The organism is Aliivibrio sifiae, assembly GCF_002954715.1.
In the GTDB taxonomy this organism is placed as follows: domain Bacteria; phylum Pseudomonadota; class Gammaproteobacteria; order Enterobacterales; family Vibrionaceae; genus Aliivibrio; species Aliivibrio sifiae.
In genome coordinates this window covers 178,503-197,050 of record NZ_MSCP01000003.1, presented here as the reverse complement: position 1 = coordinate 197,050, position 18,548 = coordinate 178,503, and the positions used below count along the sequence as shown (strand labels likewise).

Sequence of the window (18,548 nt, the reverse complement as noted above, 5' to 3'; positions counted from 1 at the left end):
ATATGATGTAATTATTATAAATTAAGTAAGGATTTTAAGGGAGTTTTTACCATATCAAGACTAATATCTTGCATGATATGGTCGCCTTTAACGCGAGTACTCCACTTTAACTCATTAATTGATTTACTGTGTTGTGTAGCTGCGTGTTGTTCATACACACTAACGACATAAGATAAGCTATTATAAGGACCTGTTCGTTTGGGGTTACTGTGGCCATATAGTCCAACAACAGGTGTATTTTGTGTGGTAGCAATGTGAGCAGGCCCTGAATCTGGAGCAATCACAACTTGGGCTTTATTTAATATCGCAGTTAACTGTTTTAATGAGGTTTTACCGATTAAATTAATGATAGGTAACTGCGTTAAAGATTCAATATTCTCACCAAGTTGTTTTTCACGCTCACTAGGTGAACCACATAATACTACTTGGTAGTCATGTTCATTTAACCAATCTGCTAGTTGAGCATAACGCTCGGTTAACCAGTTACGCTCATCTTTACTTGCCGCAGGAGAAATAACAACATACGGTTTTTCTGCTGGAATATGTAAATCAATAAACGATAAATCATTGTTCGATAGGGGAATATGCCATACTGGTTTGCTTTTAGGTACGCCAAGATATTCAACAAAAGAATAGAAACTATCTAACACATGTGTTGAAGCAGTATCTTCAATTTTTCGATTAGTAAAAAGCCACTGACCTTCTTTAGCTCGCTTACGATTAAATCCCACTTTGTATTTAGCTTTAATGCCTGCGGTTAATACGCTCGCTCGTAGTGCCAATTGCATATGAACTAAAGCATCAAAATGTTGATCTTTTAATTGAGCCCAAATCGCTTTCATGCCTTTAAATCCCAATTTTTTATCAAAAGGGATGACTGTAATATTGGGTAAATCATGGATTAACTGTGCTTCTACTTTACCAACAATCCAAGTAATTTTAGTACTTGGCCATTCTTTTTGAATTGCTTGGACTGCGGCTATTGCATGGCAAACATCCCCAATTGCAGATAAGCGTAGGATACAGAGAGAGTTAGGGGCAGAAGTGAATAAAGCCATAGAGATGTTAACCCAAGAAGAATGAGTTAGAATTATGCTATTAACGGTCATAAATGTAAAATGACATAGAGCATAGGATTCAGATCGGTCGCAAGCTCCCTTAAAGGGTTCGGGGGAGCTGTTGTTATTTTTGTCATAACTGTGAATACCCCTGAATCCTGCAAGCGAAGCGACCTGACCCCTTGGTTTTTATATGAAAACAATTAGAAATAAAAAACAGATCATTTGGTACGATGACTCTATTCTTAGTGACTCACCAGAACAATGTTGTGAGCCCGAGTATTGGCTACAACAAGATAAAGTTATTGGTTCCGCGCAAGGGCGAGGAACTACATGGTTTGTTGCTCTTGATAAAATGGATGCGGCCTTGCGTCATTATCGCCGTGGTGGTTTATTTGGGAAACTAGTAAAAGATCATTATATTTTTACTGGTTGGGAAAAAACACGCAGCTATCAAGAGTTTCAGTTATTGAATACACTCATTGAAGCAGGCGTTAATGTACCAAAACCGATTGCAGCCAGAGCGGTAAAGCGAACGTTTTGTTACCAAGCCGATTTATTAAGCCAAAAGATCCCGAATGCGTGTGATTTAGTTGCTATTTTGCAAGAAAAATCTTTATCCAAAGAGATGTACCAGAAGATCGGTCGTGAAATTAGAAAAATGCATGCAGCTCAAGTCAATCATACAGATTTAAATATTCATAACATTTTGATTGATGATAAAGAGAATGTTTGGATTATTGATTTTGACAAATGCCATCAGCAAAAAGGCGATGATTGGAAACAAGGGAATTTAGAGAGACTAAAACGCTCATTTATAAAAGAGGCGGATAAAAGAAATATTCATTGGAGTGAAGATCAATGGGCCTCTTTAAATTAAATAGTAAAAAGACCCAATACTCTGTTGTTATCGCTTCAATTGAGCTAACGCTAATGAGCAAACTTTATCGACACTAATTGAATTAATGCATTTATCTTCTTCATTCGGAGTGATTGCCCAAGAGTTTTCATATGAATAAAACCATTCACGCATAGTACTATAAGGAGATGTTTTTTTATCTTTCCAGCCCCATAGTGTAATTAATGGTACGGTAAGCATTTGAAAGATATGAGTCGGGCCACAATCATTTGCTATAGATAATTTTGATGAAAGAGCTAAGTCTATTAATTCATAAACATTAGGACTGTGATGTAACTTTACAGGAACATTGACAATCTTGGTTGGTATAATCCCTTCATAATGCTTTTCATCAGGACCTAAAACCCAGTTGATAGCAGTTAAGTTAGGGTGCTCTATCGCAATTCTTTCTGCAGCGGCTAAATAATGCTCCAAAGACCATCTTTTATATTCACCAGCTCCGCCACCTGGTAATAAAGTGATTTCATTTCGATGAGTTGTTGATTGAACTAATGTACTAATAATACTTGGTTTATAACTGCAATCTTTAACTGTATTTAAGAGTGCTAAGTGGCTATTTGCAATGTATTGAACGCCTTTATTTATATGAAGATATTTGTGATAGCAGAATTTATGTAAGTTGTTACTACTGTGACCAAAAGATTGTCTAACATTAGCGAATTTTATTGCAGCGTGTACTTTGTCTGAACCTGAGTATAAATTATATACAACATCGTATTTTTGTTTTTTTAGTTCTTTCACTAAATGGATAAAGCTAAATTTTTTATAGTTTATGATTGAAGTTACAGCATCAACAGCAAGTAGAAGTTTACTTTGTTCAAACTTTGACCATACTTCAATTTTTGCTTCAGGGTACTCAGCTTTTAATGCGCAGAAAAAAGGTAATTGAGTTAGAATGTTACCAAAGTGTGGTCTACTTGGAACAAAGACCGCTATTTTCATTATGCTTTTCCTTTTATTTACACATATAAATCAACTCGATATTATATAACGTTTCCAATATTTACAGTACAGGCACTAGGGTTATACTGGTTAATTATGCTGAACACTTCTAATTTCAAACAAAAAATTCATAGCCATGGTTGGTTTATTTTAATTAATAGCCTTATTGCTATGGCTATTGCCACTCGTTATTTTGCTTTTCTACCTGAAATCCCAACCGATATTTTAGGACTGAGTTTCCTTCTGTCTGGCACATTTAGCCAGATGGTTTTACTCGCTAGCATTATTGGTTTGGTAACATTACCAGCGACTTTTATTAAGAATGCAAAAGTACGTAATGGCACTCAAGCGTTTGTAGCTTCGTTAGGTATTGCTGTACTGTTTATTGATACATTAGTGTTTGCTCAATACCGATTCCATATTAATGCAGTGGTACTTGAGTTAGTCTTATCTGGACAAGTCGTCAGTTTCCCATTAATCACTTGGATAACAGTTATTGGTGGCGTTATTGCACTGATTGTCGGTCAATATCTATTGATCTCATGGTTAGAAAAACCAGCAGCAGTAACACAACATAAATTGGGTCGTAAATTTGCCATCATTACCTTTTTTGCATTATTAGCAACGCATGGTATTCATATTTGGGCTGCAGCTAATGCCTACCAACCTGTGACAACGGTAAAGCGTTACTTACCGGTATTTTACCCAGCAACATCAACAAGTATGATGAAAAAATACGGTTGGGTTAATGAAGAAGCGATTGCTCGTCAAGATGCGATGAAAATGAACCGTAAGAGTGATTTAAATTATCCGCTAGCGCCATTACAAAAAGAGGTGGTTGAAAAGCCACTTAATATCATGATATTAGCGATAGATTCATGGCGTGCAGATACTTTTAATGCTGAAAATACCCCAAATATGTGGAAATACGCACAAGATGGAATGATCTTTAATAACCACATAGCAACAGGTAACGCGACTCGTACAGGTATTTTTGGCTTATTTTATGGTATTCCTGGTACGTATTGGCATGGATTCCTAGCGAATCAAAAATCACCGGTGCTGATTGATCGTCTGCAAGAATTAAACTATGAAATGGGCATTTTTACTGCTGCTCAATTAGAAAAACCTGAATTTAATCAAACAGTATTTAAAAACATTCCAAATTTACGTATCAAATCAGAAGGTAACTCACCATCGGAATTAGATAAAGATTTAACTAAAGATTGGCTAGAGTGGTATGGCAAACGTGATACTTCAAAACCTGCATTCTCATTTTTATTCTATGATGCACCACATGGCTATGATTTCCCTAAAGACTATGCGCATCGTTATGAGCCGATGTTAAATAACATTAATTATTTAGAATTGAATAATGACACGGATCCAACCCTGTTCTTTAATCGCTATAAAACCAGTGTCCATTTTGTTGATAGCGTAGCAAAAAAAGTGCTAGACAAATTAAAAGAAACAGGTGATTTAGATAACACGGTTGTGATAATTACAGGGGACCATGGCCAAGAAATGAATGATAATCGCATGAATTTCTGGGGGCATAATAGTAACTTTACCAATGCTCAAGTGAATGTGCCTTTCATTATTATTGCCCCAAAAGTAAACAGTAAAACAATAGATTGGAAGTCTGATGAGTTAACCAGTCATCAAGATGTAGTCCCAACGTTGATGAAAAACTACTTAGGCGTAACCAATAATATTAAAGATTATTCTGTTGGTGAGGATCTATTAGGTAAGCATGTAGATCGAAATTGGATCATGTCATCTAACTACAGTGGTTATGCAATTATAGAAAAAGAGTCTATTTTAGAAGTGGGTTCAACGGGGCAGTATCAATTATTAGATAAGAGAAATCGTCCCAAAAAAGATGCTGATTTGAATTATAAACACCTTCAAGAAGCGTTAGATCAGATTAGTCGTTTTAGTAAATAGGCTATATGAGGTATATATGGATAATTACAAATTAACCAAGTTACAAATAAAGCTTATTGATTGGATTGGATCCTATTTGATTCGAAAAAAACAAAAGAAAGTGCAATTTAATTTAATTAAAGAATTAATTTATTTTTATCTGAAAAAAACAGCGTATACGTTGCCTTATGGGCGATTTACAGAGGGCGAACGTTATATTAGTCAACGTTTCTTTGGCTTCAACGTCGGAATGTATAGTTATAGGTATCAACAATTTTGGAAAGAAGACACCTTAATTGAATCAATAGGTGCGTACTGTTCATTTGCGATAAATATAACAGTTGTTGGCGGTAATCATCCTATAAACTTGGTGTCATCACATCCATTTTTATTTGATAAAGAATACGGTTGTATTCATCAAAGTAAAGGTATTCTAAACCAAAAAATCACGATTGGTAATGATGTATGGATTGGGGCGAATGTAACATTACTTCCTGGGATATCTATAGGAGATGGCGCTATTATTGGTGCAGGTGCAGTTGTAAGTAAAAGTGTTCCTCCTTATGCTGTTGTTGTAGGTGTTCCTGCTAAAGTAATTCGGTATCGCTTTGAGAGTGACATCATTGATGGCATGATGGAATCTAAATGGTGGACTTGGGATGAGGAAAGGATAAAGAGAGCGACGCCACTAATGGATGATCCGAAAAACTTTCTTCAGTCGATTAAATCAGGTGCGATTTAAAGTAAGGCTTATGAACAATTCATACTTTGAATGTATGCCTTTCTTGATAATTTCTCTTATATATTGTGCTAGATATAGAAGATAATCTTTCTATAAACATTTCAATAACTAAGGTGAATGATTAAAGTATATTTATAGCTACAAAGTTATTTACTTGAAAGGAAGTTTTACCAGAAGGATTTAAATGGAAAATGTCAGAATTTAAAGTTATTATTGATTAAATATTCTAATAGAAGTGTAGTTTTAAGATGACAGTCAAGAGAACGGCAGTTTTTGCTTGTGATAATAATTATGCGGGATATCTTGCAACAACTATTGCATCATTAATTGACAATTTTGAATCATCACTTCAGCTTGAAATTATTATTTTTGATGCAGGTATAAAAAATAATTCTAAAGATAGCCTATTAAAATTATCTACGGATAATATCAGCATCCATTTTTTCCCAATTGAAGAGCAAATATTTTCAGACTTTCCATTAACAATTAGTCATATTTCTTTAGCTACTTATTTTCGATTAAAACTGCCTTCATTGTTAAATAAACACGATAAAGTTGTTTATTTAGATGTGGACGTATTAATCAATAAAGATATTTCTGATATGTGGAATATTGATTTACAAGGGCATAGTTTAGGGGCAGTTATTGAGCCAAGAATGTCTTTTACTCAATATGATTACCTAGAAAAAATAGGATTGACAGAAAAAAAACATCTTTATTTTAATGCTGGTGTTTTAATTATGGATCTTAATTGCTTAAGGGATATTAATTTCGAAGAAAAAGTGGCCAATTACTTATTCCAATATAAAGATGTAATTGAGTATCAAGACCAAGATATTTTAAATGGAGTTCTTCAAGGGAACGTTCATTATATTTCGCCAAAATATAATTTCATGCCTGAATATCGTACCATATTGAAGCCTAACCGTATCTGGATGTTAGATAAATTACCTTATACTAAGAGTGAAATCGAAAGCTTAAGAAGTAATGCAAATATTTACCATTATTGTGGTAAGCGTAAAGCTTGGATGTATAGTTGTACACATGATGGGGCCGATTTGTATATTAAATATCAAAATAGTACGGATTGGGCTGGTGATAGTTATTCCGATCTTCGTGAATTATCTATATTTAAAAAACTCTCTTTGTGGGCAAAGAAACGGTTTTATTAAAATTATTTTAGTAAAGAGGCTCCTTTTATGGGCCTTTTTATTTAAATTGTGTTTTCCATTCTCTAATATTTTCTGTCGGTATATTAATCTCAGTAGAAAAATTACTGTTAACTTTGTCTGCTAATTGTTCTTTTAATTTATCACGAGAGATAACTGTTAAATTAAAGTCTTTTTGCTTTTCTATAGCTCTATTATCCACACCAATAATGATAGAGCGTTTTTTGTTTTGTAATGCTTTAATTCCGGCATGTAAGCGAGTTCCAACAAAATCCATATCATCAGATGTTAATAGGTTTTCGTAAGCACTTAGGCGTGCAGGGAGAATAGTTAAGTTTGGTAGGTTAAGCTGTAAAGACGTTATATATTTTGCATCGCCATCACCTTGCAACCATAAATAGATATTGTCATAGTTTTTAGAAAGAGTGTTAAGTAAGAAGGTGTCTGAATCAATATCTTTACGGTAATCGGTTAATGTCACAGCTACATTTTTTGCTTTACTGGTTGGAATTTGACTACAATGATCATCAGTCAACTCCCACATGGTCGGACAGCCTGTATTGATCACATTATTGATTCCAATGCCGTTTAATTTTTGTTTGGTAAAATTATCACGAACGGAGTGAATTGCATTTGAGTCTAGTAAATGATGATAGAACCACTTTGTCATTGGCGAAATTTCTTTTTTTTCATAGCGTCCCCAACCAACGCCTAAAGCTATAATATCTTTCATACGTAATGTGTCGATTAAATCGATATTCCATTGATTTGAGTGCAACATATTACGACTAAAAATATTTGAACCACATACAAATCGATGCAAGCAGCGATTAAAATTATAAATACCAAATGAAGATGTACCGTCATGCGTAGAGGCGGTTAAATGTTGGTGCTTATTGAATAATTCAGTAATTACTTTTCGGGTAGCTTGGTTGATGATTTCATCACCAACATTTAAACTACCATAGCTAGTATCATATATCCCTATCAGACTAGGATCCGTTTCTTTAAAGAAGTATTTATTTAGAGCATATTTTTTTACTTTTTTATTTAATTTCTTAGACATTCCGTGTCCTTATTGCTTTTGTCAAAGTTAAGAAAACTTCTTATTTTTAAAGTCATTTCCATTTATTGAGATAAATACTTCATCTGCTTTAATGTGTGTTTGAAAGTAACTGTGGTTACCATAATATTGGTAATCATTTTTTTTGATTCTTTGATTAATCCAACGTTTTAGTTTTTTCTCAACTCTATCTTTAGAGCGTAAATCATGCATAGTATCAAAGGCGAGGACTTTTTCTTGTTGCTTTGAATATGATAATGAGTGGCTATAACAAGAGCTATCATTTAATAGTGCGCTATTTGAAAACCATGGTGGGAGCGCTGTTCTTGAATGCTCTGGACCATAAGGGAATAGTTTAATCCCTCGTAAATGGTTTACATAAAATAGAATATTTTCAGGAATAAACGTACTTTTTTGCAGAGCTAAGTGTAATGCATTCGCTGAGGCAATATGTTCATCATGTGGGTCAATTTCTGGGTGTGTAACTAAAATTGTTGTTGGTTTAATATGTTCAATTAATTCAATGAAATCTTGAATTAAAGCGGCACCACTATTTATATTATTAGTATCATTAGATAGCTTCACATGGTTCCATTGTCGGAAATCATGAGGTGAGATATCAGAAATTGAAGGGTGGAGTACCTTGTCTTTTGGGGTATTTAGTATAGATGAACTTGAAATGTTAAAGTAACCCAAACACAATAATTGCTGCATAGGAACCTTCGCAAGTAAAGGTGTTGTCATACTGTTCCAACTACGAATATAACCCTTTCGCTTTTCTGCGCTTGAAATCTCAACGTCTAAATTTTGAACATATTGTCGTTCTAAACTTTGTAAGTTTGAGCCAATATTAACTGTCGCAATCCAAATGTTAGGTGCATAGTCACTATATAAACCATATGCTGAGAGCTCAGCATCATCAGCATGAGGGGCAATAATTAATATTGGTCCTGACGATAAATCGGGGTTTTTAAAACCAAGCAATTGATTATTAGAAGATATTTTACAGTTTTTACATGTAATTGAGATGTCGTTTAAATTTTTAATCCCCGTAATATTTAAATACCTGATGCCTGTTTGATTTGCTTCAAAATATTGTTTATTAGATATTTTGCAACCATTTACAGATATGATACCTGGTTTCTTTTTACTTAAAGATGTGTAATCGAAACGTAGTAAAATAGTGTGATTTTCGGTTATGAATGAGTTTTGATCATCACACTTTAAAAAACCGTTTTCTGAAATGTTAGTATCACATTCCCAAGTTGCTTTTAATGGATATTCGTAATCAACTTTTTTCATACCGAGGCCTATATTTTATTTATTTGCTGTAATGTTTTTTCTACAGCACCTTTGTTCTTTTGTATAAAACTTAACGTATTTTTTTGTAGTTGTTCTTTGTATTGAGCATCTCTAAAAATCATCATAAGATTATCTGTTAGCTCTGTAGCATTGTGAGAAACTATAGCTGCATTATTGCTTATAAGTTGTTGTGTTATTTCTTGAAAATTAAAATAACTTGGACCAATTAAAGAAGGTTTACCTAATGCTGCGGGTTCCAATATGTTATGTCCACCTACTTTATCACCAAGTAAGCTTCCTCCCATAAAACAGATATCAGAGGCGCCAATAAGTGTCAGCATCTCTCCCATCGTATCTGCTAGATAAACTTGAGTATCCGCTGTTATCGTTTGATTTAGGGTACGCCTGATACAGTTAACATTGGATTGAAGGCAAAGTTCAAATACGGAATTGAATCGCTCTGGGTGGCGAGGAACTAAAATTAATAATGCAGTAGGAATTGTTAATAATAAGGATTTATGAGCAACTAATATTTGTTCATCTTCTCCCTTGTGTGTGCTCGCTGCAATCCAGATTGGACGAAACTCTCCAAGTTGCTTACGTAGTTCTACTCCCGATTCTTGTATTTGTTGAGTAATCATTACATCAAATTTTACAGATCCAGTAACATGTACTTTTTCACGGTTGATACCAAGTGCAAGGAATCGATCTGCGTCATCTTGATATTGACAACAAACATGAGTTAAGTGTTTACCAAGTAGATTAAATATCGGCTGTATTTTTTTATAGCCTAAAAACGATTTTTCAGAGAGACGAGCATTTAATACTGAAATAGGGATACCAAACTTTGAAACTGTATGTAGCGTATTTGGCCATAACTCTGTTTCCATGATTAGCATTTTTTCTGGTTTTGTTATTTTTAAAAAACCACGAACCGCAAAGCAAAAGTCAATCGGCATATACCTGTGTTCAACCAAATCACCTAGCTTTTCTATTTGTTCTGCGCCTGTGCTGGTTGTTGTTGTAACAAGAATTGGTTGTTCGGGTTTTTGTTTCTTTAAGGTTTTAATTATTGGTATAGCAGCAATCGCCTCACCAACAGAAACAGCATGGATCCAAATAGGGTTGATATTAGATTTTAAGGTAGGTGTAAAACCAAAATGTTCTTTCCAACGCAGGCCAAATGAAGGCTTTCCATCCTTCTTTTTATACAGAGAATAGAGTAAAAAAGGAGACAATAAAAAAAGAAAAATGGTATAGAAATAGCGAAGTATCATCACGTAAACTCGTTTATATATTTATTTACAATCGTTTTAGCATCAAAATTATGTAATGTTTTTTGGACAGAAATATCAAATGATTCATCCCACTCAGTATTTAAAGCCAAGTGTATTTTTTCGCTAAGAGATTTAGGTGTTTCTTGTGCTAAAAAATGCGCTAAATCACCATTCATAATTTGTCTAATTCCCCCCTTACAGTCTGTAGATATGACTTTTGTTTTACAAGCTAGAGCTTCAATTAACACCATTCCTAAACCTTCTGATTTAGAGCTTAGAATGAATAGATCTGCTTGTTTATACCAAGGAAAAGGATTGGATTGTTGTCCCTTTAAATAAACGCGCTCAGTAAGGTTAAGCTCTATGATTTTTTTCTTTATCGTATTTAAATCTTTTCCTGCCCCTACGATTAAGAGATCTTGTTTAATATCATAATGTTTAACTGCATGATTATAGGCATCAATAAGCAATGAAAAATTTTTATTCGGAACTAACCGACCTAAACCTAAAATGTATGAGTTCTGATGGAGTTGTTCATCGGAATGAGATTCTAGCTCGATTTGCTGAAAATCATTTGGATTTGAGATCATCAGGTGCTTTTCAGGAGTGATTGAATGCGTTTTAATTAAATCAGAGAAGCTATCGTAGGCGCCATCAGAAACACAAACTACTTTTCGGTTATCAAATAATTTGGAAAAAATATATTTAGAGAATTTTCCATATCTATACTTAGTTTGTACGCTCTCACAAACATAAACATAACGAGGATCATGTAGAGGCCATAGGTGCTCAAATGTTCCCTGACCTCTAAATATAATTAAATCAAATGGATGACCATTTTTTTCCTCTAAAGCCTTCAGTTTCTTTTTAAAGAAATAAGATTCAGCGTAAGCAAACCAAAGAGGAAATGTTTTTTTGAATACTATATTTAGAACTTTGCAAATTAAAAACCATATAAATCCAACTCCCGTCGATAACACTGATTTTTTTAAATTAAATAGATGAACGGGTAGATCTTTATTTCTTGGATTTACTTCTTTTTTTCGATTTTTTAAATAAATCAACTCAGAAGAATGACCATCACTATAAAAAGCATCTGCTAAATTTACAGCAACACGTTCCATGCCACCGATTTTTAAACAATTAACAACTACAGCAATGTTCATGCATATTCCTTATTGTTTAAGGTAGAATATTTTAGTATTAAGCTTATAGTAATAATGACTAGTAGATAGTCCCCACCGAGTAACACGGTATCAACTAAAGATATAAGAAGGTTGAAAGAAGAAAGAGATAAACCTAAAACCCAATGTTCACTACCTTTCAATATAAATAGAGGTAGGATAGTTAAAAAGATCGTGGCGATAAATCCTAATATGCCAAGTTTAGCCCAAGTATCGATATATACATTATGTAAAGTACCATAACTGTTAATTTCTTGGTTCTTCTTATCTTCTATTATAATTTTAGTTTTTTCCTGCTTATAGTTACTGCCGTGCCCAATAAGAGGCTTTTCGCTAATCATAGTCAGTCCAACATCGAGCATTTGAACACGAAGTCCAATTGATGAATTTAAATCACCTTCAATGATGCGCTGGTATTCATAAGCACTTTTATTATACAAGTCTTCAATTCTATTTTTATTCATAAAGCCAGAAAATATGACAATAGAAATTAGTGATAAAGTGATGATGATTTTGTGTTCATATTTTTTTAATTTATATATGAATAATATACAAAGAGAAAACATAGAGGCCGCGAGAACTCCACGAGATTGCATTAATATTACACATAGAAGTAAAGATAAGAATAAGAAGCAGCTAGTTATGGTTATGTAATTATGTTGATTAGGTTTAATAAAATAGAATGCTAAAATTGCGAAGCAACCAAATAAAGGTGCGTATATATTAGGGTTCATCATAGCTGTTGGGCGGGGTTGCCCTTCAATATATACGATGTAAAGAACGTATAATATATTTAATATTGCACCAAATATTATTGGTAGACTAATGCTTAAGTTATTAGTTCTATGTGAATATATGCAGATAAATAAAATGGAAAAAATAATACAACTTCTCATAAAGCTGCCATAAATTCCACCATAATATTCTTTTGTTATAATTACGATTGCTGTAAATAATAAGCTTAAAATGATTAGCTTATTATTCTTTATTCGTAATAATAACTCTTTTGGTGATGTAGTTACTAGGGTGAATACGAGGAATACAATACCTACGCCTGTAAGTGTTTTTAATCCATCTTCCAATAACCATAATCCAGCAGTGATCCATAAAATAGATATGCTTACTAGCAGATTATGAATATGTTTAATCATAGTTCAAACTCACTTTTTTCAGATAATAATCCATTTGAGAATAAGGGGAGCTTCTCTAGTGGAGTGTTTGTTTCGTTAATGCAAAATACCAATGGCGATAGCTGCTCAAAATTTGATGAAAAATACTCTATATTATTATTATTTATATATATGAATGTTGAAAAAAGATCAAAGAGTAAAGGTTTTTTAAGGTGTTTTTGATAAGTTATTGCTGATCTGTTTTTTGCAATTTCATAGAAAGTATATAGATAAAGTAGCGAGAATGGCGTTAACCTAAACTTCTCATTAAAATTAGATTGTAATACGTGATTAAATAAACAAGCTGATTCAGAAAAGTGTGACTTGTTTATTGGTCTAATTCCATGTCTTAATCCATAATTCAAGTTTGCTTTTATAATTTTCTTTACTTTATCTCTACTATTCTTTATAGAAAGCATATTATAAGTGGGTTTGTCTTTTACTTTTTTTCTTGATGGAAATATTGATGATGTGAATACCCTTGGCTTTTCGTTTTTAAAAAAGTCTGAAATTTTTGTTACTCTACCAATCATCATATCATCATTAAAATAGATAAAATTATCAGCTAAATTTGGGATTTTATGTAAAAAAGATTCGATAACACTAGAATTGAATGTAGGTAGAAACTCTTCTGGAATAATATCTTTATGATCAATGATAGTTATCTTATCTGTTTTCTTTAACCAATGCGGTGTTTGATTATCAGTAACAATATAAATATGGTTTACCCAAGATGCAAACTTACAAATAGAGCGCAGTGAATATTTTAATTCACAGTGCTCTATGTATCTGTCATCACTTATTTGACTATTTTGACATTGCAAATATTCTTGTTTCGAATTTAAATGATATTCTTTTTTTTCTTGCCAAATAGGATCTGTTCCATCGACCCAAGTATAAACAATATCTACTTTGTTAATTGTCATAAGTATACTTCTATAATCCAATTTTAGAGATGACATCTGTTGCTGGAAGATCTTTTAGGCACTTTAAATGTCCCAGTGGGCATTCACGCTTAAAACAAGGTCGACATTCAATATTAGTACTTACAATATCGACTTTTTTAGCCAAAGGCGGAGTGTATTTTGGTGAAGTTGAGCCATAAACTCCAACAACATGACAGCCTACAGCTGCAGCAACGTGCATTAATCCAGAGTCATTACTAACGACAGTTTGACAAGCTGCTAATAAATCAACGGCTTCAATTAAACTGGTTTCACCTGCAAGGTTAAAAATACAATGTTGGTTATTACTATCGACTAACGATTTAATGCTTTCTGTTGTCTCTTTATCTTTTGCGGAACCAAATAACCAAACTTGATAGCCTTGCTTAATCATTTCATTGGCAACGGACGCATAATGCTCAACAGGCCATTGTTTTGCCGGACCAAACTCGGCACCAGGGCATAATCCAAGTACTGGTTTTTTTGTAGATAAAGAAAATTTAGCAAACGTTGCTTGCTGGACATTCGCGTTAATAGCAAGCTTAGGATATGGTAAATTTTCTAACCCACCTAGTGATTTTGAATCAATCATCTCTAATTTTGGGTGAGCTAATGCGACATAACGCTCAACCATATATTGAAATGATTTTTTGTTTGGACGTAAATCATTTAACAACCCATAACGCATTTCACCTTTCCAGCCTGTTCGTGTTGGAATACCTGCAAACCAAGGGATTAAAGCTGATTTAGCAGAGTTAGGGCATATATAAGCATGGGTATAATTATTGGCTTTAAGTTGCTTACCTAAACGACGGCGTCCAAATAAATCAATATCTCCGTGACCTAATGGCATTTCGATGGCTTGATTCACTTCAGGCATTCGTTCTAGGATAGGCTTACACCAAGCAGGAGCCATAACATCAATAAGAGCTTCAGGGTGTAGTTGCTTTAAAGTGATATACAGTGATTGAGACATCACCATATCACCAACCCATGATGGGCCAATAATTAAAATCTTCATTTATTTATTAATAATATCCATGTACTCAGCAACACCATCAGCGACTGACTTAAATTCCACATCACAACCAGCAGCGCGTAGTTTAGTTAAATCCGCCTGAGTAAACTCTTGATATGCGCCTTTTAGGTGTTCAGGGAAAGGAATGCTTTGAACTTCGCCTTTATTGTGGTGCTTAATAACCGCATCAGCTACAGCGCGGAATGGTTCAGCACGGCCAGTACCACAATTATAAATACCTGATACGCCATTCTCTAAGAACCAAAGATTAACCGCTGCAACATCGCCTACATAAACGAAATCACGCTTAAATTGGTCACTGCCTTCAAATAATTTAGGGTCTTCGCCGGCATTCATTTGGTTATTTAAATGAAAAGCAACTGATGCCATAGAGCCTTTATGCTGTTCACGAGGACCATATACATTGAAGTAGCGGAAACCAGTAATTTGAGAAACAGTTTCACCATGCTCTTCAGCATCAGCCCATAGGCGACGAACGTAGTTATCAAACTGCTGTTTAGAATAACCATATACGTTTAATGCGCCTTCGTACTCACGCTCTTCAATAAAGGTATCAGTATCGCCATAAGTCGCGGCAGATGATGCGTAAAGGAATGGGATTTCACGTTCGATACAAAAATGAAGTACTTCTTTCGAGTATTCATAGTTGTTCATCATGATGTATTTACCATCCCACTCAGTCGTTGCAGAGCAAGCACCCTCATGGAAAATAGCTTCAATAGGACCAAAGTCATCACCCGCCATAATCTGCGTGATGAAATCTTCTTTATCCATGTAATCAGTGATATCAAGATCAACTAGGTTCTTGAATTTCTTGCCATCTTTAAGGTTATCAACTACTAAGATATCGTTGAAGCCCTTGTCATTTAAAGACTTAACAATGTTGCTGCCAATCATGCCAGCGCCGCCAGTTACAATGATCATTTTGATACCACGATTTATTAAGATAATTGGTTGAATTGTAGCAGAGAAGAAGTACAGACGCTACGGTGGTAGAGCAGGTTTCAGGGTGCTTTGATTTCAGGTTTCAGGACAAAACAGGAAGAGCGGAATTCAGGTTGATCGCAGGCTCCCTTGTCGAGTTCAGAAGCGATTGCTAAAGTTGCAGTGGCAAAGAATAGTTCCTCCCCTTGTATAGATAACTTATTGGGGTTGGGGATGTTGATAATAAGAGGAGGTTAGTAGGGGTTGCGAGTGAATAACTTTGAATATACTCGCAATTGTTTTAGCTCTTGAATTTAATGTTATTTTTTTCTTCTATTGTTGATGGAATATTTAGAAATGAAAGCAACAACCCCCTCTAACTCTAAAAAGGACCATCAATGCCAATACAATCACAAAACTCAAATTTTGAAATAACCCTAAAACATCATGGTGGAAAGCTCGGGGTTACTGGTTCTTGCCATGAATTAAACATTAACAATCACGGAATACTTATCGATTGCGGTTTATTTCAAGGAAAAGATGCGAAAGATAAACACGGTAATGAAAGAAAACTGGATATTGAATTTCCCATATCGCACCTTAAAGCGTTAATTCTTACTCATACCCATATTGATCATATAGGGCGGCTGCCTTGGTTATTAGCAAAAGGGTTCAAGCAACCCATATACTGCACACCAGCAACGGCCGAGCTAGTACCATTAATGCTAGATGATGGATTAAAATTGCAACTCGGGTTAAATAAAGGCCAAAGAGCAAGAGTATTAGAACTAATAAGAAAACAAATAAAACCCATTTCATACAATCAATGGCATCAAATTAAGCTCACCTCTAAAGCTAACCCTTCTCGCTCTAAAAGTTCTTGCTCTTCCCTGAAAGCGAAGCGTCCTGAATCCTTAAACCTGCTCTTAAGATTCCAACCTGCTGGCCATATCCTCGGCTCCGCCTATGTCGAAATAAAACTCCCCAACAATGACATCGTCGTGTTTTCAGGAGACTTAGGCCCCTCAAATACCCCATTATTACCAGATCCAATTTCACCTAAACGCGCAGATCTTTTAATAATAGAAAGTACCTACGGGAATAAAATTCACGATAGTGTAGAAACCAGAGGGAAGCGTCTACAAGACATTATTGAGCGTTCTTTAGAAGATGGTGGTGCAATTATTATTCCCGCATTTTCAGTCGGTCGAACTCAAGAACTTCTGTTTGATATAGAACATTTAATCCACCACCAAAAAATTGACTCAAAAATCCCCATCATTCTCGACTCTCAATTAGCTAATAAAGTCACTAAGCAATATCGACGCTTTAAAAAATTATGGAGTAAAGAAGCCAAGATCAAGCTAAACAACCAACGTCACCCACTAAACTTTGATCAATGCATCACCATAGAAAGCCATAAAGAACATATGCAAGTCGTTAACCGTTTAAAAAGTACCGCAGAGCCTTGTATTATCGTTGCCGCCAGTGGCATGTGTGCAGGTGGTCGGGTAATGAATTATCTAGAAGCATTATTACCAGATAAACGAACTGATATTATTCTTGCGGGTTATCAAGCTCATGGGACATTAGGGCGAGACCTTCAAAACCAAGAACACCAAGTATGGATAGATAACCAACCGATTGATGTTAATGCGCAAATCCACACCATGTCTGGGTATTCTGCTCACGCTGATCAAGCTGATTTAATTAATTTTTTTGAGGGAATAGAAGAGGGGAGAAAAGAGGTAGTTGTAGTACATGGAGAAAGAGAAGCGAGGGAGGCTTTATGCGCTGCGCTTACTTAGGTTTCAGGATTCAGGTCGCTTCGCTTGCAGGAGATAAGGATGAAATGTGAAAGTTTAGTTGTTTGGAAAAGGGCCTGCCGTTTATCGTGTAGTATTTATTAGTTAACTTCAGATATTAAAGATTATGGCTTTAGAGATCAGATTACTCGGTCAGGGTTATCGGTACCTAGCAAAACTGAAAAAACAAAGTAGATAAATGTTGAGATGCATAGAAAAGTGATATCAAACTATTTTCTTGAAACTTGAAACTTGAAACTTGAAACTTGAAACTTGAAACTTGAAACTTGAAACTTGAAATTATAGTTTCTAGTCTCATTTGTTTTTTTCAGTTACAATTTTAAATTATTCGAATTTATTTGGCACGGGAAAAGTAATGAAAACAAAAGACAGAATCATTCACGGTGCCTTAGAACTCTTCAATAAAAACGGTGAGCGTAACATCACCACCAACCACATTGCTGCATATCTTGAGATCAGTCCTGGTAATCTCTATTACCACTTTCGCAATAAAGAAGAGATCATCAATGGTATCTTTGATAATTATGCGCAAGAACTAAAAACACGATTCCAACCAATGGTAGAAAATGAACAACCAGTAATGCCAAGTGCACAAATTATGCTTAGTTACCTTGATTCTATTTTTGTATTGATGTGGAACTACCGTTTTTTTTACGCCAATCTACCTGATATTTTAAGCCGAGATTTTGGTTTAAAACAAAAATATACAAACGCACAAGAGTCTCTAAACGATAATCTAATTGGTATTATGAACGGGTTTAGAACCTCAGGGCTGATTACGCTTGAAGACGACGAGTTACTTGCGCTAACTAAGACACTACATCTAGTATCTTCATGTTGGATAAGCTACCAAACTGCGCAGTTATCAGATAAAGAAATAACAGAAGCCGTGGTTTATCAAGGCATGTTACAAATGCTAAATGTGGTTAGGCCAATGGCAACAGAGCAGGGCAGAAAGCAGATACTAGAGTTAGAAGCGCATTATAAGGGCAGGTTATAGAACGCTTCGCTCCGAGTGATGAGTAAGATAAAATCTTAGGATTCAGATCGGGCGCAAGCTCCCT

16 protein-coding genes are annotated in these 18,548 nt (G+C 34.7%); 6 read left to right on the top strand and 10 right to left on the bottom strand.

Annotated features, from left to right (window positions below):
• Positions 1 to 14: 14 nt before the first annotated feature.
• Positions 15 to 1,058, bottom strand: a complete 1,044-nt coding sequence (locus BTO23_RS19310; protein WP_105064364.1) for a glycosyltransferase family 9 protein — start codon at positions 1,056 to 1,058, stop codon at positions 15 to 17.
• A 193-nt stretch (positions 1,059 to 1,251) separates the two neighbouring features.
• Between BTO23_RS19310 and BTO23_RS19305 the strand changes: the two genes are divergently transcribed.
• On the top strand, positions 1,252 to 1,938 hold the full coding sequence (locus BTO23_RS19305) for a 3-deoxy-D-manno-octulosonic acid kinase (RefSeq protein ID WP_105064363.1): 687 nt from the start codon (positions 1,252 to 1,254) through the stop codon (positions 1,936 to 1,938).
• Between the two features lie 27 nt (positions 1,939 to 1,965).
• On the opposite strand, the gene BTO23_RS19300 is transcribed toward BTO23_RS19305, so the two are convergent.
• On the bottom strand, positions 1,966 to 2,919 hold the full coding sequence (locus BTO23_RS19300) for a glycosyltransferase family 9 protein (protein WP_105064362.1): 954 nt from the start codon (positions 2,917 to 2,919) through the stop codon (positions 1,966 to 1,968).
• 96 nt (positions 2,920 to 3,015) lie between these two features.
• Between BTO23_RS19300 and BTO23_RS19295 the strand changes: the two genes are divergently transcribed.
• The 3 genes from BTO23_RS19295 (at position 3,016) to BTO23_RS19285 (ending at position 6,759) form a co-directional block, all read left to right on the top strand.
• The gene (locus BTO23_RS19295) at positions 3,016 to 4,866 is read left to right on the top strand and encodes a DUF3413 domain-containing protein (RefSeq protein ID WP_060993346.1); all 1,851 of its coding nucleotides are present in this window, start codon (positions 3,016 to 3,018) and stop codon (positions 4,864 to 4,866) included.
• Positions 4,867 to 4,882: 16 nt separating this feature from the next.
• Positions 4,883 to 5,587, top strand: a complete 705-nt coding sequence (locus tag BTO23_RS21615; protein ID WP_281260290.1) for a CatB-related O-acetyltransferase — start codon at positions 4,883 to 4,885, stop codon at positions 5,585 to 5,587.
• Positions 5,588 to 5,835: 248 nt separating this feature from the next.
• Complete coding sequence (locus BTO23_RS19285; RefSeq protein ID WP_061013243.1) at positions 5,836 to 6,759, top strand: glycosyltransferase family 8 protein; 924 nt, start codon at positions 5,836 to 5,838, stop codon at positions 6,757 to 6,759.
• A 37-nt stretch (positions 6,760 to 6,796) separates the two neighbouring features.
• Here BTO23_RS19285 and BTO23_RS19280 read toward each other — a convergent pair whose 3' ends face one another.
• From BTO23_RS19280 to rfaD, 8 genes are read right to left on the bottom strand one after another with little or no spacing between them, the layout of a single operon-like run.
• Positions 6,797 to 7,822 (bottom strand): polysaccharide pyruvyl transferase family protein, encoded by a 1,026-nt coding sequence (locus BTO23_RS19280; RefSeq protein WP_061013241.1) that lies wholly within the window; start codon positions 7,820 to 7,822, stop codon positions 6,797 to 6,799.
• 27 nt (positions 7,823 to 7,849) lie between these two features.
• On the bottom strand, positions 7,850 to 9,121 hold the full coding sequence (locus tag BTO23_RS19275; RefSeq protein ID WP_061013239.1) for a PIG-L deacetylase family protein: 1,272 nt from the start codon (positions 9,119 to 9,121) through the stop codon (positions 7,850 to 7,852).
• Positions 9,122 to 9,129: 8 nt separating this feature from the next.
• On the bottom strand, positions 9,130 to 10,398 hold the full coding sequence (waaA, locus tag BTO23_RS19270) for a lipid IV(A) 3-deoxy-D-manno-octulosonic acid transferase (protein ID WP_170066789.1): 1,269 nt from the start codon (positions 10,396 to 10,398) through the stop codon (positions 9,130 to 9,132).
• Entirely contained in the window at positions 10,398 to 11,564 is a 1,167-nt protein-coding gene (locus BTO23_RS19265) for a glycosyltransferase (protein WP_105064361.1), read from the bottom strand. The genes waaA and BTO23_RS19265 overlap by 1 nt, the downstream gene beginning before the upstream one ends.
• Positions 11,561 to 12,733 (bottom strand): O-antigen ligase family protein, encoded by a 1,173-nt coding sequence (locus tag BTO23_RS19260; protein ID WP_061013236.1) that lies wholly within the window; start codon positions 12,731 to 12,733, stop codon positions 11,561 to 11,563. Before BTO23_RS19260 ends, BTO23_RS19265 begins: the two co-directional genes overlap by 4 nt.
• Entirely contained in the window at positions 12,730 to 13,677 is a 948-nt protein-coding gene (locus BTO23_RS19255) for a stealth family protein (RefSeq protein WP_211295950.1), read from the bottom strand. Before BTO23_RS19255 ends, BTO23_RS19260 begins: the two co-directional genes overlap by 4 nt.
• A 10-nt stretch (positions 13,678 to 13,687) precedes the next feature.
• Positions 13,688 to 14,716, bottom strand: a complete 1,029-nt coding sequence (gene waaF / locus BTO23_RS19250) for a lipopolysaccharide heptosyltransferase II (protein ID WP_105064360.1) — start codon at positions 14,714 to 14,716, stop codon at positions 13,688 to 13,690.
• On the bottom strand, positions 14,717 to 15,658 hold the full coding sequence (gene rfaD / locus BTO23_RS19245; RefSeq protein ID WP_061013231.1) for an ADP-glyceromanno-heptose 6-epimerase: 942 nt from the start codon (positions 15,656 to 15,658) through the stop codon (positions 14,717 to 14,719).
• Positions 15,659 to 16,056: 398 nt separating this feature from the next.
• Here rfaD and BTO23_RS19240 point away from each other — a divergent pair, with 398 nt between their 5' ends.
• A complete protein-coding gene (locus BTO23_RS19240; RefSeq protein ID WP_105064359.1) occupies positions 16,057 to 17,466 on the top strand; it encodes an MBL fold metallo-hydrolase RNA specificity domain-containing protein in 1,410 nt (469 codons plus the stop codon).
• Between the two features lie 373 nt (positions 17,467 to 17,839).
• Entirely contained in the window at positions 17,840 to 18,484 is a 645-nt protein-coding gene (locus BTO23_RS19230) for a TetR/AcrR family transcriptional regulator (protein ID WP_061004930.1), read from the top strand.
• Positions 18,485 to 18,548: the final 64 nt, after the last annotated feature.